At 57.8% G+C, this 19,700-nt stretch carries 19 protein-coding genes; 8 read left to right on the forward strand and 11 right to left on the reverse strand.

What is annotated here, in order from left to right; translation table 11 throughout:
• The first annotated feature begins 5 nt into the window (after window positions 1–5).
• Both ABD819_RS16505 and ABD819_RS16510 read left to right on the forward strand, forming a co-directional pair.
• Window positions 6–638 (forward strand): OmpH/Skp family outer membrane protein, encoded by a 633-nt coding sequence (locus tag ABD819_RS16505; RefSeq protein ID WP_345126035.1) that lies wholly within the window; start codon window positions 6–8, stop codon window positions 636–638.
• Window positions 639–713: 75 nt separating this feature from the next.
• Entirely contained in the window at window positions 714–1,769 is a 1,056-nt protein-coding gene (locus ABD819_RS16510) for an RluA family pseudouridine synthase (protein WP_345126036.1), read from the forward strand.
• Window positions 1,770–1,876: 107 nt separating this feature from the next.
• Here the strand turns inward: ABD819_RS16510 and ABD819_RS16515 are convergent, their stop codons facing one another.
• The 8 genes from ABD819_RS16515 to mazG form a co-directional block, all read right to left on the reverse strand.
• Window positions 1,877–3,505: a tetratricopeptide repeat protein gene (locus ABD819_RS16515; protein ID WP_345126038.1), complete on the reverse strand. Its 1,629-nt coding sequence runs from the start codon at window positions 3,503–3,505 to the stop codon at window positions 1,877–1,879.
• A gap of 57 nt (window positions 3,506–3,562) precedes the next feature.
• Window positions 3,563–4,552, reverse strand: coding sequence for a PstS family phosphate ABC transporter substrate-binding protein (locus tag ABD819_RS16520; RefSeq protein ID WP_345126040.1), 990 nt, complete (start codon window positions 4,550–4,552; stop codon window positions 3,563–3,565).
• Window positions 4,545–4,817, reverse strand: coding sequence for a hypothetical protein (locus ABD819_RS16525; RefSeq protein ID WP_345126042.1), 273 nt, complete (start codon window positions 4,815–4,817; stop codon window positions 4,545–4,547). The genes ABD819_RS16520 and ABD819_RS16525 overlap by 8 nt, the downstream gene beginning before the upstream one ends.
• A 391-nt stretch (window positions 4,818–5,208) precedes the next feature.
• On the reverse strand, window positions 5,209–6,036 hold the full coding sequence (locus ABD819_RS16530) for an energy transducer TonB (protein WP_345126043.1): 828 nt from the start codon (window positions 6,034–6,036) through the stop codon (window positions 5,209–5,211).
• Window positions 6,033–6,569 carry an ExbD/TolR family protein gene (locus tag ABD819_RS16535; RefSeq protein ID WP_345126045.1) on the reverse strand — a complete coding sequence of 179 codons (537 nt, stop codon included), beginning with the start codon at window positions 6,567–6,569 and terminating at the stop codon, window positions 6,033–6,035. Before ABD819_RS16535 ends, ABD819_RS16530 begins: the two co-directional genes overlap by 4 nt.
• A 57-nt stretch (window positions 6,570–6,626) precedes the next feature.
• Window positions 6,627–7,259, reverse strand: a complete 633-nt coding sequence (locus tag ABD819_RS16540) for an ExbD/TolR family protein (RefSeq protein WP_345126047.1) — start codon at window positions 7,257–7,259, stop codon at window positions 6,627–6,629.
• 85 nt (window positions 7,260–7,344) lie between these two features.
• Complete coding sequence (locus ABD819_RS16545; RefSeq protein ID WP_425554028.1) at window positions 7,345–8,238, reverse strand: MotA/TolQ/ExbB proton channel family protein; 894 nt, start codon at window positions 8,236–8,238, stop codon at window positions 7,345–7,347.
• Window positions 8,239–8,505: 267 nt separating this feature from the next.
• The gene (gene mazG / locus ABD819_RS16550) at window positions 8,506–9,363 is read right to left on the reverse strand and encodes a nucleoside triphosphate pyrophosphohydrolase (protein WP_345126048.1); all 858 of its coding nucleotides are present in this window, start codon (window positions 9,361–9,363) and stop codon (window positions 8,506–8,508) included.
• Window positions 9,364–9,437: 74 nt separating this feature from the next.
• On the opposite strand from mazG, the gene glmM reads away from it, so the two are divergent.
• Window positions 9,438–10,835 carry a phosphoglucosamine mutase gene (gene glmM / locus ABD819_RS16555; protein WP_345126050.1) on the forward strand — a complete coding sequence of 466 codons (1,398 nt, stop codon included), beginning with the start codon at window positions 9,438–9,440 and terminating at the stop codon, window positions 10,833–10,835.
• Window positions 10,836–10,973: 138 nt separating this feature from the next.
• Complete coding sequence (locus ABD819_RS16560; protein ID WP_345126052.1) at window positions 10,974–12,134, forward strand: cysteine desulfurase family protein; 1,161 nt, start codon at window positions 10,974–10,976, stop codon at window positions 12,132–12,134.
• A 66-nt stretch (window positions 12,135–12,200) separates the two neighbouring features.
• Here the strand turns inward: ABD819_RS16560 and ABD819_RS16565 are convergent, their stop codons facing one another.
• Both ABD819_RS16565 and ABD819_RS16570 read right to left on the reverse strand, forming a co-directional pair.
• Entirely contained in the window at window positions 12,201–13,310 is a 1,110-nt protein-coding gene (locus ABD819_RS16565) for a hypothetical protein (protein WP_345126054.1), read from the reverse strand.
• 86 nt (window positions 13,311–13,396) lie between these two features.
• Window positions 13,397–14,440, reverse strand: coding sequence for a DUF2157 domain-containing protein (locus ABD819_RS16570; protein WP_345126056.1), 1,044 nt, complete (start codon window positions 14,438–14,440; stop codon window positions 13,397–13,399).
• 172 nt (window positions 14,441–14,612) lie between these two features.
• Between ABD819_RS16570 and ABD819_RS16575 the strand changes: the two genes are divergently transcribed.
• On the forward strand, window positions 14,613–15,281 hold the full coding sequence (locus ABD819_RS16575; RefSeq protein ID WP_345126057.1) for a hypothetical protein: 669 nt from the start codon (window positions 14,613–14,615) through the stop codon (window positions 15,279–15,281).
• Between the two features lie 27 nt (window positions 15,282–15,308).
• Window positions 15,309–15,752: a PRC-barrel domain-containing protein gene (locus tag ABD819_RS16580; protein ID WP_345126060.1), complete on the forward strand. Its 444-nt coding sequence runs from the start codon at window positions 15,309–15,311 to the stop codon at window positions 15,750–15,752.
• A 180-nt stretch (window positions 15,753–15,932) separates the two neighbouring features.
• Here ABD819_RS16580 and hemH read toward each other — a convergent pair whose 3' ends face one another.
• Complete coding sequence (gene hemH, locus ABD819_RS16585) at window positions 15,933–17,027, reverse strand: ferrochelatase (RefSeq protein ID WP_345126062.1); 1,095 nt, start codon at window positions 17,025–17,027, stop codon at window positions 15,933–15,935.
• Window positions 17,028–17,266: 239 nt separating this feature from the next.
• Between hemH and era the strand changes: the two genes are divergently transcribed.
• Together era and der are read left to right on the forward strand one after the other, a co-directional pair.
• Entirely contained in the window at window positions 17,267–18,163 is an 897-nt protein-coding gene (gene era / locus ABD819_RS16590) for a GTPase Era (RefSeq protein WP_345126065.1), read from the forward strand.
• Between the two features lie 201 nt (window positions 18,164–18,364).
• The gene (gene der, locus ABD819_RS16595) at window positions 18,365–19,693 is read left to right on the forward strand and encodes a ribosome biogenesis GTPase Der (RefSeq protein WP_345126067.1); all 1,329 of its coding nucleotides are present in this window, start codon (window positions 18,365–18,367) and stop codon (window positions 19,691–19,693) included.
• The last annotated feature ends 7 nt before the right edge of the window (window positions 19,694–19,700 follow it).

The raw sequence follows: 19,700 nt of genomic DNA on the forward strand, positions 1-19,700 counted from the left end.
ATCTCGTGAAAATTTTTCGTCTGACGCTCGCCGCCGCTCTGCTGACCGCCGGAACCCTGGCCGCCACTTCCGCGCAGGCCCAGGCCCCCCTGAAAATTGGTTACACCGATGTTCAATACGTACTGGCTCAGATGCCCGAAAGCAAGCAGATTGAGTCGGACCTCAAAGCCTACAACACCCAACTGGAAGGCCAGCTGAAGAGTAAATCTTCAGAGTTGGAAACAAAATATAAGGCGTACCAGCAAGGCGAGGCGACGATGACCGACATCGTGAAAGCCGACAAGCAGAAGGAGATGCAGGGCATGCAACAGTCCATTCAGGAGTTCCAGCAGAGTGCCCAGCAGTCGTTGCAGCAGAAGCAGCAAACCTTGCTAAAGCCCGCTCTCGACAAGCTGCAGAAGAATATTGATGTGGTAGCCGAAGAAAATGGCTTCACCTACGTGTTCAACTCCGACGGCGGCGGTAGCCCGCTGCTGTTGCACGCTCCCAAAGAAGGCGATATCTCTGATTTGGTGCTGAAGAAAATGGGCATCACGCCCGGTGCTGCCGCGCCCATCAAGTCGGGCCCCGCGCCAATGACCTCGCCCACTCCGGCTGCTTCCGGTGCCAGCAAAACCAAGACGAAGACCAAGAAATAAGCGGCACTCGCCGCCCGATAGCGAAAAAGCCGGAGCACACGCTCCGGCTTTTTTCGTGCATTCATCGCGCTTAATATGATAGAGAACGAGTTAGACCCCGAAGAGCTGTACGACGAAGAGCCCGACGATACCGAAGAAGGCGACGAGCTGTACGAACATCACCGCATTGTGGTAGACCGCGGCCAGGAACAGCTACGCATTGATAAGTTTTTGCAGGCCCGCCTGCGTAATACCTCGCGCAACAAAGTGCAGGATGCCATCCGTGCTATGGCGGTGGAGGTCAATGGCACCGCGGTTAAGCCCAACTACCGGGTAAAGCCGCTGGACGTTATTACCATCACTCTGCCCGAACCACCGCGTGAAGGCCGCGTGGTGCCCGAAGAAATGACGTTGGACATCCGCTATGAGGACGCGGAGCTGCTCATCGTGAACAAGCCGGCGGGCCTGGTGGTGCATCCGGCCTACGGCCACTGGCAGGGCACGCTGGTGAATGGCTTGGCGCATCATCTGGCTAACCTGCCAACGGGCCGCAACGGCGAAATCCGGCCTGGTCTGGTGCATCGCATCGATAAGGACACGTCGGGCTTGCTGGTGGTTGGCAAAACGGAGTTTGCGATGACGCATTTGTCGTTGCAGTTTTTTCACCACACCATCAAGCGGAGCTACCTGGCGCTTGTCTGGGGCACGCCGCCCGGCCCTACGGGCACTATTACCGGCCATATCGGCCGCAGCGTGCGCGACCGGAAGGTGCAGGCCGTGTACCCCGGCGGCGAGCAGGGCAAGCCCGCCGTGACGCACTATGAGGTTTTGGAGAGCTTTGGCCCCGTAACGCTGGTGCGGTGCGTGCTCGAAACCGGCCGCACCCACCAGATTCGGGCGCACATGCAGTACCTCGGCCACCCACTGTTTTCGGATGCCACCTATGGCGGCGACCGGATTCGGGTGGGCCAGAACAACGGCACTTACCGCGCTTTCGTCGAGAATGCCTTTCAACTGATGCCCCGACAGGCCTTGCACGCCCTTTCCCTGGGGTTCGTGCATCCTACCAGCGGAGAGCAGCAGTTGTTCGAAGCAGAACTGCCCGAAGATTTTGCCGCCGTGCTGGAAAAGTGGCGCGCCTGGGCCTCCTGATTCTGTTCTGAGAGGCTGTTGTAGTCTCCTCATTTTTCAGTTCCGCACAAAAAAAGCCCCAACGCTCAAGTAGCGTTGGGGCTTTTTACTGCACGGCCGTCTAGAAGCTATTTCTTCTTGACTGGAGCCTTTTTAACCGGAGCCTTTCTAACGGGAGCCGTCAAAACATCGATGTTGTTCTTGGCACCTTCGTTGGTGGGGTCCAGGATAAGAACCTGCTCAAAATTCGTTTTCGCCGTGGCTTTATCGCCCTTCTGGTAGCTGTATACACCCAGGTAGCCATAAGAAGCCACGAGGCCTTCTTTGAACTTGGAGGGGTCAGCGCCTTCAGCCTTCGACAACTCAATGTACTTGTCGTAGTACGGCTTGGCCAGGCCTTGCTTGCCGTCGGCATCGCGCACGGCATTCACTTTAGCGCGGGCCAGTATTGCTGGTGCGTAAGTAGGCTTAGCCGTGTTGATGATGCCATATACGCTGTCGGACTGGGCGTACTGCTTGTTGTTGCCATAGGCCGAGGCCAGGCGAAACTGGTCGGTCAGGTCGCCGCCGTTAGCCAGCTTGGCACGATACACTCCAATAGCACTCTTGTAGTCCTTATTGGTCATGTAAGCCGTGGCCAGGTCGTTCTGAAGGTCAGCCTTCTTGGCCGGGTCAGTGGTGGAGGCAATAGCTTTGTTGATTGTTGCAATGCCTTCTGAGGGTTTACCGGCACGGGCTTGAATGCGGCCCAAATAAGAATAGTCCTCCGGTATGATTTTTTCGGCAGGAGCTATTTTCATGTAGCTATCCATTGCCACCAAAGCACCAGCAAAATCACCGGTTTCGTACAGCAAGTACGGCTTCAGGCGATTCATCGTCAGGTTCTTGGGGTCGGTCTGCAATACCTTGTTCACTTCGGTCAGCGCCTCGGGGTACTTTTTGGTCAGGTACAGGAACGAAGCGTACTGCGCATCCGTAGACGGCGATTTCTCAGCCAGACCAACGTACTTCTGAAACGTGCTCAGCGCGAGGTCGTACTGGCCGGCGTAGTAGTACATATCAGCCAGTTCGCGGTAAGCAGGGGCGTAGCTAGGGTCCAGCTCAATTGCCTTGCTCAGGCTTTCACGGGCCGCGTTGAAGTTGCGGGCGCGCACGTTCAGCACCCCTTTCTTATAATAGGCTTGGGTGTAGCTGGGGTTGGCCGCAATAGCACGGTCGAAGCTGGTCATGGCTTCGCCACCGCCCTGCTCCGAGTGCAGGAAAACATCACCACGGGCAACCATCAGCGCGGCATCGTCTTTCTTGTTCGCCGTCTGAGCCGCGTTCAGGTAAGTCTGCGCTTTGCCGGTGTCTTTCGAATCCGATTCGCCATAGGCCTGCGCAATCATGGTCAGCACCTTGGCGTCCTTGTTCTTAGTGGCTTTGGCAGCTGCTTCAAACTGGGTTTCGGCCGGGGCTACCTGGCCTTTCGCCAGCAAAGCGCGGCCAGCCGCTACCTGCCCGAAAGGCGTAGTGCCAGCGGCTTTGTTAAAGTAGTAGGCCGCTGAGTCCGGCAAGTCGCGCATTTGGTAGAGGCGGCCAAGCTCGAAAGCGGCTTCGGGCGAAGAACCGGGGCGCAGCATGGCGCGGGCTTCATTGTAACGTCCCAATTCGATAGCGCGTTGGGCACTTTGTACGTTTTGGGCGGTGGCCGCCGTAGTACCTGCTACCATTGCGATGGCGGCGAGCAGCGGCTGTTTCCAGGGCTTGAAACTCATAAGAGGGGAAAAAGAATGAAAAGCAAAAAAGTAAAAGAGCGTACGCGCCGCAGGCGCTTACAGTTTAGGCGTGGTCACAATCCGGGCCTGTATCTGAGCGGGGAGTAAGCCCGACTTCTGGAATATCAGCTGTCCGTTTTTGCCTGCCACAAAAGATGCAAACCCCGTGCCCAACCCGGCGCGCGCCTCCCGGCTGATGATGTAAAGGTTGCGCCGCAAGGGGTAATTCTGCAAATCGGCGTACTCAGCCAACTGCTCCGGCGTTTTTTCGGCCAGGTATACCTGGAAGGGCTGAATGAAATCGTTCGGCTTAGGATTGGGCCGGGCCGTGATGCTGGCTACCCGCACCTTATTGAAGAATTTCATGGCCGTTGGGTCGTCGCGGTCCGAAATCCAGTTTACGCCCACCACGCCAATAGCGTTGGGGTGCGTCGCAACATAGTCGAGCAATGCCGGGTTCGATGTAGCTGCAAATACCCGGCTGGTAAGTGCCGCCCCACGGGTAACGGAGTCGCGGACGAAACGTGCCGTACTGCTGCGGTTGGCATCAAATACAACGTTGATAGCAGCCAGACCTTTCTTACCACTAATCTGGCTCCAGGTGGCGGTTTTACCAGTGAAAATATCTGCCAGCTGGGCAATTGTGAACAATGAATCGGGGTTGGCACGGTTCAGCACTACGGCCAGCCCATCGATGCCGATACGCGTGGTGCGCGGTACGATGGTTTGCTTGGTGAAGTAAGCCATTTCCTCCGCGTTCAACTCCCGCGATACCACGGCCACCTTCACCTTGTCGTTGATGAGGTCCAGCATTACTTTTTCCTCGGGCTGGAAGCTCATCTTAACATGCGCGTTGGGATAGAGCTTCGCAAACGTATCAACTTGCGCCTGTAGAATAGGCGCGAACGTTTCATCGACGCTCACGGCTACAGTACCGCTCGTGGGCGTGTCCTGGGCCCCTGGCGTGCCCGGCCCGTTGCAGGAGGCAACGGCTCCAGCCAATACGGCCACAGCCCCGGCCGTAAAAAGAGATATGCGCTTATTCATTGGTATCGGAAGAAGAAGAATTGCGAAAATGCGTCTGGTAGCCCCGGCCAAAGCGCAATACACCATACAGGATGAATACAATGCCCAGCACACGACGAGCTGTAGGGCCCAGTTCAATGGTGCCACCCGCGGTGGGTTTGCTCGCCGACCACAATAGCCAGATTCCCAGGCCCACGTACACCAGGGCCATTACTATTACAAAGTAGCGGACCAGGCGTTGGGGAGACTTACCAAGCCTCTCTTCGGTCGTAGGCAAGTTGAGCATAAATAGGAAAAAGCAGTAATGGAGATGTATAAACTACCAAATTAGGGCTAAAGGTTCGGTCAGATTCTTAAGTCCGGCTCGGTTGGGCCACGAAAAAGCCAATAAATGGGCGGTTTTCATAACCGTGAGCAAATTTAGCCAATGCGAAATTAGGCTATTGGTAATCGGCTAAAGGGAGTTTTCCACTTCCAGGGTACCAGCGGTGAGCTGCTGAGTGAGTACCTGCGGCATATCGACAAAGCGGACATAAACGCAGGGCTGCAGCTCATAGTACGCACCTATGAAGAAATATACCTCGTTGCTAAGATGGGCAATAGCTAAAAACCCCGGACCAGACCATGAGGTCCAACCCGGGGTTTTCGTGGATGCTGGCCGAAGCCAGTGTCGGGAACTATTGAATTTTGAAGGTAATCGGCACCGTAAACGATACGCTTACCGCACGACCATTCTGCTTGCCGGGGATAAACTTAGGGAGCGTTTTCACGGCCCGAATCGTCTCCTCGTCCAGGCCAGAACCCAGGCCCTTCACCACTTTCACATCCGAAACGTCGCCCTGCGGATTCACCGTGAAGCTAACGAAGATGCGGCCTTCTACTTGGTTGCGGAGTGCCAGCGAAGGATATTTTACCGCTTTCTGAATGGCATTCACGATAGCCCCGTTACCACCACCACCGGGCAGCTGCGGCATTTGTTCCACGTAGGTGTAGACTTTGTTTTCTACAACTTCCTCAACCACTTTGTCGCCGGTACCGGAAAGCTCCGACAGGTCAGGGGCATCCATGTTGCCTTTAACGGTCACGGTAGCTACGGTCTTGTCTTTCAGCTCTTCCTGGTCCGGAACCTCTTCCTTCTTCACTTCCTCATCCTTTTTCACCACGGGAGGGGTGAATTTGATGGTGGTAAGCTTGGGGGGCGGGGGTGGCGGAGCCTCGGGTGGTGGCGGGGGTGGCGGGGGTTTGGTGTCGTCCAGAGGCGGGGCCTCCATCAACTCGTTTACCTGCAGGTTCTTTTTCGGCTCTTTTGGCAGCCTGTCTTTCAGGTACTGCGAAATGAGCGGAAACGCAATCAGCAGCAAAAACACCGAAGTGGCAATAACCAGGGCCCGCGTGACGTGCCGCTGGTACAAGCGGCGCAGCACGTATGCTCCGTATGCCTTATTACGGCCCTCAAAAACGATGTCGTTTAGGCTGGCCTTGGCAATTTGCGCGTTATCCATCATAAGGCGGATTCTTTAATAAGCTCCAGGTCTACTTGCGGTATTTTCACCAGCGCGTACTTCTTCTGGTTCGTGATATTCATCTCGTCCAGAATGTCCACCATGTTTTTATACTTGGCGTCTTCGGTTGCTTTGATGAGAATGATAGGTTCTGGCTGCTGGCGCTGCCGCGTCATGATAATCTGACGGATACCGTTGGCCGAATAGTTCGTCACCTTCAGTTCCGGCTTCGGTACCGTAGGGTCAGTCGGCGTGTTCATGCCGTAGTAGTAGTATGCCTTATTATCCTTGCCTAGAAGGATAGTCATGGCCTGCGAGTTCTTGATTTTGGTGTCCTCTACGTCGTCGGTCTTCTTCACCGGCATCGTGAGCTGCATCACGTTGGGCTTGGCGAAGGTGGTGGTCAGCATAAAGAAGGTGAGCAGTAGAAAGGCCAGGTCCACCATCGGTGTCATGTCGATTTTGGTCGACATTTTTTTGGCCCGTTTCTTCCCACCTTTCCCACCGGAATCGGCTTTTCCTTGAATTTCTGCCATGGGATTTACTGAAGTGAATGGATGGGGAAATGACTGGCTTGCGCGGCCTGCTTGGATTTACCGAGCAGCGGCTACCGGCCGATTCTCCAGGTCCGTGATAAGGTTGAAACGGTTGATGTCGCGTTCCTGTAAAAGCTTGATGACTGCCTGCACCGTAGGTACATCAGCGTTGCCATCGCCTTTGATAGCGATGTAGGTGGGCTTCTTAAAAAGAGCCTGATTTGCCTTGCGAGCTTCTATTACCCAATCAATAAGCTGGTTGTTGAGCGAATCAATGGGGACGCCGGGCTGCTGCGCATTTAGCTGCTTGCGCTCTTCTTTCTCCACATTGAGGTAAGAGCCAAGCTGGTTGATTGGCAGGCCGAAGTTGGGCAGGTTGCCGAACTCCTTGGCCTGTGCCGCGGTGAAGTTGACACCGTATTTGGCAGCGACCTTCTGTAAGGCTTGAATCTTGGTTTTCGTGTCATCAACCCCAAAAAACACGCGCTTTTTGTTGTCGATGGTCAGCGTAATCACGTTGCTCTCGGGTAGCTTAATTTCCGAGATAGACGATGGCGTGTCCACTACCACCGTCTCTTCGGGGGCAAACTTGGTGGTGAGCATGAAAAATGTCACCAGCAAGAAGGCCAGGTCCACCATCGGCGTCATATCGAGCGACGGCGAGGTACGGTGCGGTTTTACTTTAGGCATTGCGAGGTGGGGTTAAAAGGGGGCTATTCGTTCGGTTTTCCAGAACGAATAGCCCCGCATTTTAGTGCATCAGTGAAAGACGGAATTAAACCGTCCGAACCGGCTGACCCGCGTTCGCATTGTTGCCATGCTGACCGGCAAAGGTCTGGATGATGCTGAAACCAGCCTCGTCGATGCTGTACGTCAGCTCATCAATTTTGCTGGTGAAGTAGTTGTAGGCTACAATGGCGAGGGCCGAAGTACCGATACCGAGAGCCGTGTTAATCAGGGCTTCCGAAATACCGTTTGCCAGGGCTACTGCATCGGGGCTACCGGCCTGTGCCAGAGCGGCAAAGGCGTTAATCATGCCGAATACGGTGCCGAGCAGACCCGTCAGCGTGGCGATGGAAGCCAAGGTCGAGATGATAACCAGGTTCTTCTCCAGCATGGGCAATTCGAGCGCGGTGCTCTCTTCGATTTCTTTCTGGATGGCGAGGACCTTCTGGTCCGTGGCCATGCCGGTTTCACGCGACATTTCGTTGTATTTCATCAGGCCGGCTTTCACCACGTTGGCTACCGAGCCTTTCTGCTGGTCGCAGGCAACGAGGGCACCATTGATGTCATTGGCATTCAGTTTCTGCCGCACGGTGCGTACGAAGGACTCAATGCTCTTGGTGCCTTTGGCTTTGCCAATGGTGAGCATCCGCTCGATGGAGAATGTAATCACGCAAAGCAACATAGACATCAGCACGGGTACGACAACACCGCCCTTGTACACAATGCCGAGGTAATCACCGGGCAGAGGATTGTTTTTGTTGTCGCCGCCCTGAAAGTGACTGCCGTCACCGAGGACAAATTTGTAAACGACAACACTGACGATGAACGCCAGGATAATAACCAGGACGGAGAACAGCGAGGAACCACCGCTGCTTTGGGCTTCGGCTTTGGCGGCCGTTGCGGCGGGCCGTGGGCTCGTATTCATGGCATTTTTCTGTTCCATTATTCCGGATTGTTTGGGGGTTGTTGAGTGAAGTAGTTGAATTGATTGGGTAAAGAAAAAGCAAAAAGTTGGTTAGGAGCACCAAGTGCTTCGCAAGGCAATGAAAAAATCCCGCTGTGAAAGGACTGTTAATAGCACTTATCGAAGTCCGAACTGCCCCCCGATTCCTCTTGGCTAGGCAAACCTAGCCAAAAAGTGCGGGCTGACCAAAGAAAACTTGACTAAAGCCCAGCCATGGTCAGTAAAGCAGGTTGAAAGCTGCCAACGCTAATTACGGGTTTCGGGTTGGGCAAGGTGGCGTTTGGCCTGTTCCCAGTACACGTCCATCTGGGCCAGGGTGAGGTCGGCGAGGCGCTCATTATTAGCCGCGGCGGCGGTTTCGAGATAGTGAAAGCGACTGATAAACTTGCGGTTGGTGCGTTCCAGTGCTTCCTCGGGGTTGATGCCGGCGAAGCGGGCAAAATTGACCAGCGAAAAAAGTAAATCACCGAACTCATCGGCGGCTTTCTCGGCGTTCATTTTGTCGGCCTGGCCGTGGCCGTACTCATCGCCAAACTCTTTCAGTTCTTCCTGCACCTTGTCCCACACCTGTTCGGGCTGCTCCCAATCGAAGCCGGCCCCGCGGGCTTTTTCCTGAATGCGCATGGCCTTCACCAAGGCCGGCAGGGAGGTGGGTACGCCGCTGAGCACGCCCGTGGCGCTGCCTTTTTCTTTGAGTTTGAGCTGCTCCCAGTTGCGCTTTACGGTGTCCTCATCATCGGCCTGCACATCGCCGTAGATGTGGGGGTGGCGGTAGATAAGCTTTTCGCATTGGGCATTGAGAACGTCGGCAATGTCGAACGCGCCTTTTTCGGCGGCGATGCGGGCGTAAAAAATCAGGTGCAGCATCACGTCGCCCAATTCCTTTTTCAGGTCGGGCAGGTCGTCGCGCAAAATGGCATCGCTGATTTCGTAGGTTTCCTCGATGGTGAGGTGGCGCAGGGTTTGCAGGGTTTGCTTCTTATCCCAGGGGCACTCGGTGCGGAGGCGGTCCAGCACATCGAGCAGGCGGCCGAAGGCTTCGAGCTGCGCGGGCCGACGGTCACTGATAAGCAAGGGGTTAAGTAGAGGATTGAGGTTTTCCATTGTTCCAAAGATAAATACCCGCGTCGCCAACTGCTCACTAATGCCTAATTTTGGTCTTTCAAAAAAACTACTCCGTGACTTTAATAAAATCTATCTCCGGCATTCGGGGCACTATTGGCGGCCCGGTGGGGCAGGGCCTCACCCCGCTTGATGTGGTGAAATACGCCGCCGCCTACGGCACGTGGGTGAAAACTCAGGCCACCGACAGCAAGCTTATTATTATTGGCCGCGATGCCCGCATTTCGGGCGACATGGTGAGCCGCCTGGTGGCCGCCACGCTGCAAGGCCTGGGCCTCGACGTGTGCGACCTGGGCCTGAGTACCACGCCGACGGTAGAAATGGCCGTGCCGGCCAAAAATGCGGCCGGTGGCATCATCCTCACCGCCTCGCACAACCCCAAGCAGTGGAACGCGCTAAAATTGCTGAACGCCACCGGCGAATTTATTTCGGAAGCCGACGGGCAGCGGGTGCTGGCCTCGGCCGAAAACGAAGACTTCGACTTCGCGCCCGTAACCAAGCTCGGGCAATACACCACCGACAATACCTTTCTCCAAAAGCACATTGAAGCCATTCTTGCGCTTCCGCTGGTGGATGTGGAAGCCATTCGGGCCCGCAATTTCCGGGTGGTGGTGGATGCCGTGAATTCTTCGGGCGGCTTCGCCGTGCCGCAGATGCTGGAAGCGCTGGGCGTGACGACCATTGAGAAGCTGCACTGCGAGCCCACCGGCGACTTTGCCCACAACCCCGAGCCGCTGCCCGAGCACCTGCGCGACATTGCCAAGGTGCTGGAAAAAGGCGGCTTCGACCTCGGCATCGTGGTAGACCCCGACGTGGACCGCCTCGCCCTGGTGAGCGAAAACGGCGAGATGTTCGGCGAAGAATACACGCTGGTGGCCGTGGCCGACTACGTGCTGAAAGCGCTGGGCGGCGGCAATACCGTGAGCAACCTGAGCAGCACCCGCGCCCTGCGCGACGTGACTGAAAAAGCCGGCGGCAGCTACGCCGCCGCCGCCGTGGGCGAGGTGAACGTGGTGACCAAAATGAAGGAAACCAACGCCGTGATTGGCGGCGAAGGCAACGGCGGCATCATCTACCCCGAGCTGCACTACGGCCGCGATGCCCTGGTGGGCATTGCCCTTTTCCTGACGCATTTGGCTAAATCGGGCCTCACGGTGAGCCGTCTGCGCAACTCGTATCCGGGCTATTTCATCTCCAAGAATAAGATTGAGCTGACGCCGGATATCAACACCGACGACGTGCTGACCAGGATGGAGCAGCGCTACGCCAAGCAGCCGGTGAATACGATTGACGGGGTGAAAATCGAGTTTGATAAAGAGTGGGTGCACCTGCGCAAGTCCAACACCGAGCCGATTATCCGCATCTATGCCGAGTCGGACTCCAACGCGACGGCCGACTACCTGGCCCAGAAAATTATTGGTGATATCAAGGAAATTATTGCGCAGAAGGCCTAGCCTATGCTTGTCAATGGTTTATAGTAGTAGTGCATTGGGCTGGTTTCGGTCCAAATCGCGAGGTTTGTAGAATTACAATACCGATAATTCCGGCTGCCGGGCGCACCCACGTCCGGCGGCTTGCTTTTACCTCTTCAGATGACTCCAACCGCCCCTGCTTTCGTTTATTTTGACAACGCGGCCACCACGCCCCTCGACCCGGAAGTGCTGGCGGCCATGCTCCCGTTCCTGAGCCAGCACTACGGCAACCCGAGCAGCCTGCACGGGCCGGGCCGGCAGGTGCGGGCTGCCATCGAGAATGCGCGCAAGACGGTTGCCCATCTGATTAACGCCTCGCCGGCCGAAATTTCCTTCACCAGCGGCGGCACGGAGGCTAATAATTATGCCGCGTTCGGCAGCGTTCGCACGTTGGGGCTGAAGCACGCCATTACCTCGAAGCTGGAGCACCACGCGGTGCTGCACCCCTTGCAGGCGATGGCGAAGTCCGGCGAAATCGAGCTGCACTACCTGAAGCACGATGCGCAGGGCCGATTCGATTTGGGCCAGCTGGCAGAAATGCTGGCCACGCAGTCGCGCACGTTCGTGAGCCTGATGCACGCCAACAACGAAATCGGCAACCTGAACGACATCGCGGCCATCGGCGAAATCTGCGCCCGGCACGATGCCGTGTTCCACACCGATACGGTGCAGACGATGGGGCACTACCGGCACGATGTGCAGCAGCTGAAAACGCATTTTCTGGTGGGCGCGGCGCACAAGTTTCACGGGCCGAAGGGCGTGGGTTTTCTCTACACCCGCAGCGGAATGCAGGTGGGGCCGCTCATTCACGGCGGCTCGCAGGAGCGCAACGTGCGCTCGGGCACCGAAAACGTGTACGGCATTGTGGGCCTGGCCAAGGCCCTGGAGATTGCCGTGCGGGATATAGCGGCCCACCACACCCACGTGCAAGGCTTGAAGGACCGGTTCATTGCCAGGCTGAAGGCCGAAATTCAGGACGTGCAGTTCAACGGCTTGTCGGAGCAGACCGGCGAAAGCCTCTACACCGTGTTGAGCGTGAGCCTGCCGCCCTCGGCCATCAGCGAAATGCTGCTGTTTAATCTGGATATCAGCAAAATAGCAGCTTCCGGCGGCTCGGCCTGTACCAGCGGAGCCCAAACGGGCTCGCACGTACTGGAGGCCCTGGGCTGTGACCCCGGCCGGGCCACGGTGCGCTTCTCGATGAGCAAAATGAACACCGCCGCTGAGGTAGACCACGCCGTGGCTACTTTGGCTAAGCTGTATAGTCCGGTCGCGGTATAAGTAGGGTTGAGTTTTGAGGGTTGAATGTTGAGTAAGTGGCAACAAAGCCCATTCAACCCTCAACCCTTAAAACTGCCCGGTAGCGCCGCCGCCACCCGTTTGCCCGCCCCCAAACTCGAAGCTGCCCGCAGCGGGTGCGCCGGGCGCGTGGGCCGTTTGAGCCTGAATCAGGTTTTCGAGGTTGAAGTGGCGCGGCTCATCATCGGGCAGGGAGGTGAGGCCGAAGCGCGCGGGGCGCAACGCCCGCAGCAATGCGCCGGCCGCCATCGTGAGCACCGCTCCGGCCAGTACGGCGGCGATTTCGGGCGGTAGCAGGGAGCGATAATGCCGCAGGGTGAAAAGCGAAAATGCCAGCGCCAGCAGGCCCATCAGCAGCGTGGGGCGGTCGGCCCGGCGCAGGCCCAGCACGATGTAGAGGAACGGAATGCCCGCCGTGAAAAAATAGAACACCACCGCAAACGGCACCTGCTCCGAGGTAGGTAGGTGGTGTAGCTCAGCGTTGCCCTCGCGCACCACCAGGTAGTTGCCGCCGAGGTAAAACACGGCCAGTGCCAGCACTTTCAGCACCAGCAGGCAGCTGGCGTAGTAGTCAGCCAAAGCGGTGCCGGCCATCCGGCGGGCCAGGGCGCGGTACAGCGCCAAGCTGCCCGCGGCTGTACTCATCACCAGAAACGGCAACAGCGCCAGCCCGATGCTGCTTTGCGCGCTGACAATAACCACCAGCAACAGCAGGGTAGCAAAGGCCGCAACCGTAACCAAAGCATCGGCATAGCGAAGCACGGCAACTACCAACAGCGCCAGTACCAGCAGCAGCGGTAGAGCCAAGGCCTGATTGCCCAGGCTGAAGTCGGTGTAATGCGCGCCAGTTTTATTGAAGGCGTAGAAAACCAATACAATGGCGGCGCTCAGCCCGGAGTAAAGTAGCGCATTGTCTGCCCCACAGTGGTAAAATCGCTGCTCCTTTATCATCAACTCCAGCGCGCCAAAGCTCAGCAGGCAGAATATTGCGCCTGCGATAAATGGAGACGAGTTGAGAAACAGAAACGAAAAAGAGCCGCCTCCTAAACCCAGCCCCAGCCATGTGAACAGGAATATCCCCACGCGCAAGGGCCAGGCCGGCCGGTAGTAATCAAGCGGATAGGCGGCTTCGATGGTTTCGAGTTGCGCTGAACTCACCAAAAGCCCGCGCTGCCAGCGCGCCGCTTTTTTTCGCAAGGCCAAGCGGAACGCCCAACTGGGTTGATAAGCTTGCAGTGGCATGGTCAGGAAGCGGAAGGTGATTTTGAAGCTGGAAACGCGCCTGTTGAGCCATGCAGGATGTTTTTCAAATTAATAAAGAACAAGACCACCGCCAGCGCCGACGCGGGAAAATAGATGAACGCCCCAGCCACGATAAGGCCATCCCCCAAGGCCAAAATCAATTGAATAAAAATACAGCTGGCAACAAAGTAAGCGTAGCCCGCTGCCAACAGTAGGAACCAATAAGAGTGCGTGCGCCGCGCATACCAAAACAACCCGGCACACAGCCCAAGCATGAGCAGCGCGGTACTCATGCCAGCCAAAAACCGCTCGTGCATGATGCCATCGAGCAGCACCGTAGCCAGCGCGGCCAGCGCCAGGTTGCTGCCCAGCAGCAGGTAAGTGAAGGCGAAATGTGCCTTGCGCCCCCGGTGCTCCGAGTAAAAGCCGGCCGCCATCAGCACCAGGCCCAGGCCGATGGCGGCCCCGCGAATGTGGTCATTCCAAAACTCGTTTTCGGTGAGCACGGCCAACGGAGCCACCGTGAGGCCCACCCACGATGCCAGCGCGGTGAGGCCCATGGCCAACACCCCGCGGTGGTCGAACCAATAGGCCAGGGGCAGAAAAACCAGCGCGGGTACCGCCGTAGCCAGCCCGTACTGGTCGCCAAAAATGTGGTACTGATACTGCACGTAGCTTTCCAGCACCACAAATAGCAGGCAGCCAAGAATTAAGAGATAGTCGGCTCCAATCGAGGTTTTGGGCGCTATGCCCCAGGTGAAAGCGGCGCGGTGCCGGGCCGCGTAACCCAGGCAAGCGGCCATGAGCCCGGCAACAACGGCGATGATAACCCCGTGCCCGATGCTGTCGATGTGCTGATAGATGAGCACGCCCAGCCCGCCGGCCAGCAGCGTAGTGCCCAGGTACAGCAGCGCCCGCAGCTCATAGTGCAGCGAAAACGGCCGCGCCTGGTCGGCGGCCGCGATGGTTGCGGCCTGCGTGGGCGGGAGCAGGCCCCGGGCCTGCAAGTCCAGAAGGTAAAGGTTGGGTGGGGGCGGCGAGGGCATGAGGCAGATAAGCCAGCGGAGGGGTAGCGGCTCGGCTGCAAGTACGGTATTTGTTGGGGCAACCCGGCGGGGCATCTGGCGGGCTGCATTAGCGCGTTGTGCCGTCCTTGCGGGTATATTCGACTATTTTTCGGCGCGCTTCGTAATTCGGGGCATCACCCGTATCCCATTTATGGCAGACATCAACATTCAACGCAAAAAATCAGCCCCAAGTCCTTGGCTGCTGGTCGTGTTAGCAGCTGTGCTGCTGGCCGTGGCCGCCTATTTTTTCCTGAGAACCAGCCCCGCCGACGAGCCCACCCCACCAGCCGGCACCGGTGCCTCCGAGGCTACCGGCGCAGGGCCGGGGGCCGATACCACGGCCCAGCGGACGTTGGAAGCGGCCACGAAGGCCAACGATTCGGCCACGGCCGCAGCACCCCTGGAGTCTTCGTCCGATGCGGCGGCGTCGCTAACGAGCCAGGCCGCCACCAATCCGGCCGCCCCCAACTATGCGCTGAACGGGCTGCAAAAGCTGGCGGGCCAGCTGGTGGCCCTCACCGACCGCGACGACCTGCGTGACCCCACCATCACGGAGCAGCGCGACAACCTGACCAGCGCCACCAGCCGCCTCGGCGAGCCCAACATCAGCCTGCGCCCCGGTTTTGTGGCGGCGGCCGGCCTCATCCGGGCCATGCAGCAGAAAGCCTACCCCGAGCTGGAAGGAGCGGCCAACGACCTGGTGAGCCTGGCGGGCCAGCTATCGGGCCGCAGCGCCACGGCCGCCGACCAGCAGCAAAACCAACAATTCCTGACCCAGGCCGCCGCAGCCGTGCGGGTACTCAGCGAGCCCACCCGTTAATTCTCGACCTTTTCTCTAGTGCACAATATGGAAGCCCCAATACTGCGCCGCCTGCGCGACCTGACCGACTTTGAAGTGGCTGATGACAACCCCGATGTGCGTGGCTGGACCGTGCGCGGCAACGATGGCCAGGCGCTGGGCACCGTGTTCGAGTTGATTGTGGACCCGGAAGTCCTGAAAGTGCGCTATCTGGACATTGAGCTGGATACCCGCTTTCAAATTAAGGAATACGAAAATCATATTCTGCTACCCATCGGGGTAGCCTCGCTCGATGCCGACGGCGACAACGTATTCGTGCCCGCGCTGAACGCCGAATCCGTGCTGAATTGCCCGCCCTACGTCGAAATTCAAATCACCCGAGCCTACGAAACCGCCATGATGCGGGCGCTGGGCCTGGAGCCGGTGCCCGATGGCGACTTCTACGGTACGCCGGTGCACGACCCCAGTGCCTTCTACCGGGGACGTCGGTAGGGCCAAAGTAATTTCCCGGTTAGAGCAGTTTCCAAGTCAGTGTACATTTTTGAAAACAGTTAAAAGTTGAGAGTTAAAAGTTAAAACCCAATACGTCTGATTTTTAACTCTCAACTTTTAACTCTGTACATAGACTTGGAAACCGCTGTAGTGTACGGGTACACCAATCTGGAAGCTGCTCTAGCTGCGCCGAACCATCGTCGCCACCGCCTCCACCCACTGTGGCTCCGAGTTCAGCGAGGGCACCAGCTGCCAGTGCTCGCCGCCCGATTCCTCGAATAGCTCCTTGAATTCCTCGCCCACCTCGATGGTCGTTTCCAGGCAGTCGGCCACGAAGGCGGGGGAGAAGGCCAGCACGTGTTTAATGCCTTTGGCGGGCATTTCCTTTAGCGCCTCGTCGGTGTAGGGCTGCAGCCAGGGGTCGCGCAGGCGGCTTTGCAGGCGGCTCTGGAAGGCCACCGTGTACTGCTCCGGAGCCAGACCCAGCTCGGCGGCCACCAGGCGCGAGGTGGCGAAGCACTGGGCGCGGTAGCAGTATTGGTTCTGGTCGGTGAGGGTGTCGCAGCAGCTACCGAAGCGGCAGTAGTTGGTGGGGTCGCCCTTTTTTACGTGGCGCTCGGGAATGCCGTGGTAGCTGAACACGATGTGGTCGTAATGCTGCTTTTCCATCTCGGCCCGGCCGCGGGCGGCAATAGTGGCAATGAAGCCCGGCTCGGTGCCAAACTGGCTGATGAAGCTGATGCTCGGCACAATCCACCATTCTTTCACAATTTCCATCACCTTTTCCTGCACCGAGCCCGTGCTGGCCGAGGCATACTGCGGAAAGAGCGGCAACACGATGATGCGCTCCACGTTGGCGGTTCGCAGCTCCTCCAGCGCCTTCTCGACGCCGGGGTTCTGGTAGCGCATCCCGAAGGCCACTACGTAGCCCTCGCCCAACTCGGCCTGCACCTTTTTCTGCAGGTCGAGCCCGTGGAACAGCAGCGGCGAGCCACGCTCGGTCCACAGCTCCTTGTAAATCTTGGCCGACTTGGGAGCCCGTAGCGGTACTACCAGCCCCTGAAACAGGGGGTAGCGAATGGCGGCCGGCATGTCCACCACGCGGCCGTCGGTGAGAAATTCGTTGAGGTAGCGCCGCACGTCGGGCGTGTTAGGCGAGTCGGGCGTGCCGAGGTTGACGAGCAGCACACCGATGCGGCGGGCGGTAATGGTGGCGGCCGCCGCGGCCGGCGTGGGCGCAGCCGCAGTGTCAGAAGCAGGAGTGAGGGTATTCATTGGAGCAAAGTTCAACAGCAGCGCGCGGACTATCGGCGGGTGGCTAAGCAACCACTTTGGCGCCGGCTTGGTTTGACTTCGTGAGCAAGGGCGCGCCGGCACTATGGTCGGGGCCGGGCGTCGAATCGGCATTCCAAACGCCTGTTGCCGGGGCAGGCGGTGGCCATGTTTGGCACGGCCATAGCTTTTGCCCTGCAAATTTCGTACCTTTGCGGCCCTGATTATCAAACCCATCCCTCGTGAACCCCGAAACTAAACCCCACCGCGCCGGCTTTGTGAGCATCATTGGCAAGCCCAACGTGGGCAAGTCCACGCTCATGAATGCGCTGGTGGGCGAGCGGCTCAGCATCGTTACCAGTAAGGCCCAGACCACGCGCCACCGCATATTGGGCATCCTCAACGGCGAGGATTTCCAGCTGATTTATTCCGATACGCCCGGCATCATCCAGCCCAAGTACGAGCTGCACAACGCCATGATGTCGTTCGTATACTCCTCACTCGAAGACGCCGACGTGGTGCTTTTCGTGACGGATATCTACGAGAAGCACGACGAAGAACCCGTAGTGGAGCGTTTGCGCAAGATGACGGACACGCCCATCATCCTGCTGGTTAACAAAATAGACCAGGCCAACCAGGAAGAAGTGGAAGCCAAGCTGGCCTATTGGAAGGAGCAGCTGCCTAACGCCGCCGAGGTGTTGCCCATCTCCGCCCTCAACCACTTCGGTACCGACGGCGTGCTGCAATTGGTGATGGAGCGCCTGCCCGTCCACCCGCCCTACTACCCCAAAGATGAGCTGACCGACAAGCCCGAGCGCTTCTTCGCAGCCGAAATGGTGCGCGAAAAAATCTTCAAGCTCTACAAAAAGGAGATTCCCTACAGCTGCGAAGTTGTTATCGAAGAGTTTAAGGAAGAGGAAGATATTATCCGTATTCGCGGCATCATCTACGTCGAGCGCAATTCGCAGAAAGGTATCGTCATCGGCCAGGGCGGCGAGGCGCTGAAAAAAGTAGGCACTTGGGCGCGCGAGGAAATGGAGAAGTTTTTCCAGAAGAAAGTCTTCCTCGAAATGTATGTGAAAGTGAACGAGAACTGGCGCACCGACCCCAAGGCGCTGAGCCGGTTCGGCTACCAATAGAAGAACGTCATGCTGAGCGCAGCCGAAGCATCTCGCGTGTGGTAGCAACTCAATCGTTGAACGATGCGGGCGAGATGCCTCGGCTGCGCTCGGCATGACGTTCTTTTTCAGCTAATCAGGAAAAACTCCGACCACCTATAACTAAAATAACCCCGGGCACTGCCGAATCTAGGTCGGGTCGGCGGCTGGGGCCAACACCATATGTCAACGCAAAACACCATCGCCATCGTGGGGCGGCCCAATGTGGGCAAATCCACGCTATTCAACCGCCTCGTGGGTCAGCGCAAGGCCATCATGGACAACGAGAGCGGCGTAACCCGCGACCGTCACTACGGCTACGGCGACTGGATTGGCAAGAACTTCACCGTGATTGACACGGGTGGTTACGTGCACAATTCGGAAGATATTTTCGAGGGCGAAATCAACAAGCAAGTGAAGCTGGCCATTGAAGAGGCCGACGTGGTGCTCTTCATGGTAGATGCCGAAGCCGGCGTGCACGGCCTCGATGAGGAATTTGCGCACGTACTGCGCCGCTACATCGGCAAGAAGCCCATCTACATGGTGGCCAACAAGGCCGACACCAACCTGCGCGCCAACGGCGTGGGCGAGTTCTACTCGCTGGGCCTGGGCGACGGTGAAATCTACGCCGTGAGCAGCGCCAACGGCCACGGCACCGGCGAATTGCTCGATGCCGTAGTGAGCAACTTCGAGGAGCCCGGCGTGGAAGAGCCGGAGTCGGAGATTCCGCGCATTGCCGTGGTGGGCCGCCCCAACGTGGGCAAATCCAGCCTCGTGAACCTGCTGCTGGGCGAAGACCGCAGCATCGTGACCGACATCGCCGGTACTACCCGCGACTCGATTTCGGCCCGCTACAATGCTTTCGGCAACGAATTTATCCTGGTGGATACAGCCGGTTTGCGCCGCAAAGCCAAGGTGAGCGAGGACGTGGAATTCTACGCCAACATGCGCAGCCTGCGCGCCCTGGAGGAGTGCGACGTCTGCATCGTGATGCTCGATGCCAGCCGCGGCATCGAAGCCCAGGACGTGAACATCATCACCCTGGCCGACAAAAATCGCAAGGGCATCGTCATCCTGGTGAATAAGTGGGACCTGGTGGAGAACAAGGAAACCAACACGTCCAAAGATTTCGAGGCGAAAATTCTGGAAAAGATTGCGCCCATCGCGTACATCCCCGTCATTTTCGTCTCGGTGCTGAACAAGCAACGCGTACACAAGGCCATCGAAACGGCCATCGAAGTGTACCATAATAAGCGCCGTAAAATCCCGACTTCGCAGCTGAACGATGTGATGCTGAAGGAGATTGAGAAGTACGGCCCGCCCGCGCTCAAGGGCAAGATGATTCGCATCAAGTACGTGACGCAGCTGCCCACGCACAACCCCGTGTTCGCCTTCTTCGCCAACCTGCCGCAGTACGTGCAGACCAACTACACGCGCTACCTCGAAAACCGGATGCGCGAGCATTTCGACTTCCGAGGCGTGCCCATCGGCATCGTATACCGCAAGAAGTAGCCGGTCA

Origin of the sequence: Hymenobacter antarcticus (assembly GCF_039539545.1) — a bacterium.
Classification (GTDB): Bacteria; Bacteroidota; Bacteroidia; order Cytophagales; family Hymenobacteraceae; genus Hymenobacter; species Hymenobacter antarcticus.

Bases quoted from the DNA above. Each gene is read 5' to 3' on its own strand.
- ABD819_RS16525 (WP_345126042.1), bottom strand. From the start codon at position 4,817: ATGCTCAACTTGCCTACGACCGAAGAGAGGCTTGGTAAGTCTCCCCAA.
- ABD819_RS16540 (WP_345126047.1), bottom strand. From the start codon at position 7,259: ATGCCTAAAGTAAAACCGCACCGTACCTCGCCGTCGCTCGATATGACG.
- ABD819_RS16570 (WP_345126056.1), bottom strand. From the start codon at position 14,440: ATGCCCTCGCCGCCCCCACCCAACCTTTACCTTCTGGACTTGCAGGCC.
- hemH (WP_345126062.1), bottom strand. From the start codon at position 17,027: ATGAATACCCTCACTCCTGCTTCTGACACTGCGGCTGCGCCCACGCCG.
- ABD819_RS16520 (WP_345126040.1), bottom strand. From the start codon at position 4,552: ATGAATAAGCGCATATCTCTTTTTACGGCCGGGGCTGTGGCCGTATTG.
- ABD819_RS16515 (WP_345126038.1), bottom strand. From the start codon at position 3,505: ATGAGTTTCAAGCCCTGGAAACAGCCGCTGCTCGCCGCCATCGCAATG.
- mazG (WP_345126048.1), bottom strand. From the start codon at position 9,363: ATGGAAAACCTCAATCCTCTACTTAACCCCTTGCTTATCAGTGACCGT.
- ABD819_RS16560 (WP_345126052.1), top strand. From the start codon at position 10,974: ATGACTCCAACCGCCCCTGCTTTCGTTTATTTTGACAACGCGGCCACC.
- der (WP_345126067.1), top strand. From the start codon at position 18,365: ATGTCAACGCAAAACACCATCGCCATCGTGGGGCGGCCCAATGTGGGC.
- ABD819_RS16580 (WP_345126060.1), top strand. From the start codon at position 15,309: ATGGAAGCCCCAATACTGCGCCGCCTGCGCGACCTGACCGACTTTGAA.
- ABD819_RS16535 (WP_345126045.1), bottom strand. From the start codon at position 6,569: ATGGCAGAAATTCAAGGAAAAGCCGATTCCGGTGGGAAAGGTGGGAAG.
- ABD819_RS16530 (WP_345126043.1), bottom strand. From the start codon at position 6,036: ATGATGGATAACGCGCAAATTGCCAAGGCCAGCCTAAACGACATCGTT.
- ABD819_RS16510 (WP_345126036.1), top strand. From the start codon at position 714: ATGATAGAGAACGAGTTAGACCCCGAAGAGCTGTACGACGAAGAGCCC.
- ABD819_RS16575 (WP_345126057.1), top strand. From the start codon at position 14,613: ATGGCAGACATCAACATTCAACGCAAAAAATCAGCCCCAAGTCCTTGG.
- ABD819_RS16545 (WP_425554028.1), bottom strand. From the start codon at position 8,238: ATGGAACAGAAAAATGCCATGAATACGAGCCCACGGCCCGCCGCAACG.